The sequence below is a fragment of the Kitasatospora sp. NPDC059088 genome, from assembly GCF_042738155.1.
Lineage (GTDB): Bacteria > Actinomycetota > Actinomycetes > Streptomycetales > Streptomycetaceae > Kitasatospora.
Window position 1 is genome coordinate 43,439 of sequence record NZ_JBHYGR010000073.1, and the last position, 1,137, is coordinate 44,575.

The 1,137-nt window shown below is 74.0% G+C and carries 1 protein-coding gene; it reads right to left on the reverse strand.

The features are described 5' to 3' along the window. Positions 1 to 168 precede the first annotated feature (168 nt). Entirely contained in the window at positions 169 to 906 is a 738-nt protein-coding gene (locus ACFWXO_RS28235) for an SDR family oxidoreductase (RefSeq protein ID WP_380527000.1), read from the reverse strand. Between the last annotated feature and the right edge of the window lie 231 nt (positions 907 to 1,137).

The window sequence follows — 1,137 nt, forward strand, 5'->3', positions numbered from 1 at the left end:
AGCCCGGGGGGGCGGGTGGTCGCTTTTTCTAAGCGCTCCGCGGCCGGCGCTCCGTTGCGGGGTGGCCCTGTATTAGAACGCCTGGCCGCCACCCGCCTTCGCTTTGCCCGGACTTGGGAGAAGAACGCCATGTCCACGGCAATTGTGAAGAAGGCCGGGCGGCGGGGGTCAGTCCTGGGCGGTGGGGCGCACGACGATCTCGCTGACGTCGACGCCGTCCGGCTGCGCGACGGCGTAGCCGATGGCCGAGGCCACGGCGGAGGGCGGCATGGCGATCTCGTCGCGCCGGCGCACCAGCGCGGCCGCGACCTCGGGGCCGGCCCCCTTGCCGACGCCCTCGGTGTGGGTGAAGCCGGGGGAGACGAGGGTGACGCGCAGGTCGGGCCCCGCCTCCTGGCGCAGGCCCTCGGTGAGCACCTTCACCGCCGCCTTGGTGGCCGCGTAGACCCCCTGCGGGGGCCTGACGACGTACGCCGCGGTGGAGCCGACGTTGACGAACTGGCCGGCGCCCTGGCGGCGGAAGACGGGCAGGGCCGCCGCGATGCCGTTGAGCAGGCCGGTGACGTGGGTGGCGACCATGGCGTCCCAGTCGTCCTGGCGCAGCTCGTCGAACGGCGAGACGGCCATCGTGCCCGCGTTGGAGACCAGCACGTCGAGCCGCCCGTACCGCTCCAGGGCCGTGTCCGTCAGGAGCCGCAGGTCCTCGCGGCGCCGGACGTCGACGACGACGCCGGTGGCGTCGGCGCCCCGGGTGGTGACGGCGTCCACGACGGCGTCCAGCCGCTCCCGGCGCCGGGCCCCGAGCACCAGGCGGGCGCCCCGCTCGGCGAGGTGGTGCGCGGTCGCCTCCCCGATGCCGCTGCTGGCGCCCGTGATCGCGATGGCCTTGCCCTGGATGCCCGACATGAGCTCCTCCTTCTCCCCGGTGCGTGCGCGGCGGGCGCCCTGGCCTACAGTGAAAACGGAGGCGCCCCCGCTTTCTCCACGTTAAGTGGGGGCGCCTCCGTTTATCAAGTCGCGGACCATCGACGAAGGGAACGTCGACAACCGATGACCGAAGCAGCCCCCCGGCCGCGGCGGACCGAACCGCCGGGCGCCCCCGCAGACAAACCACACCCCCCCCCACCCCCGTGGTGG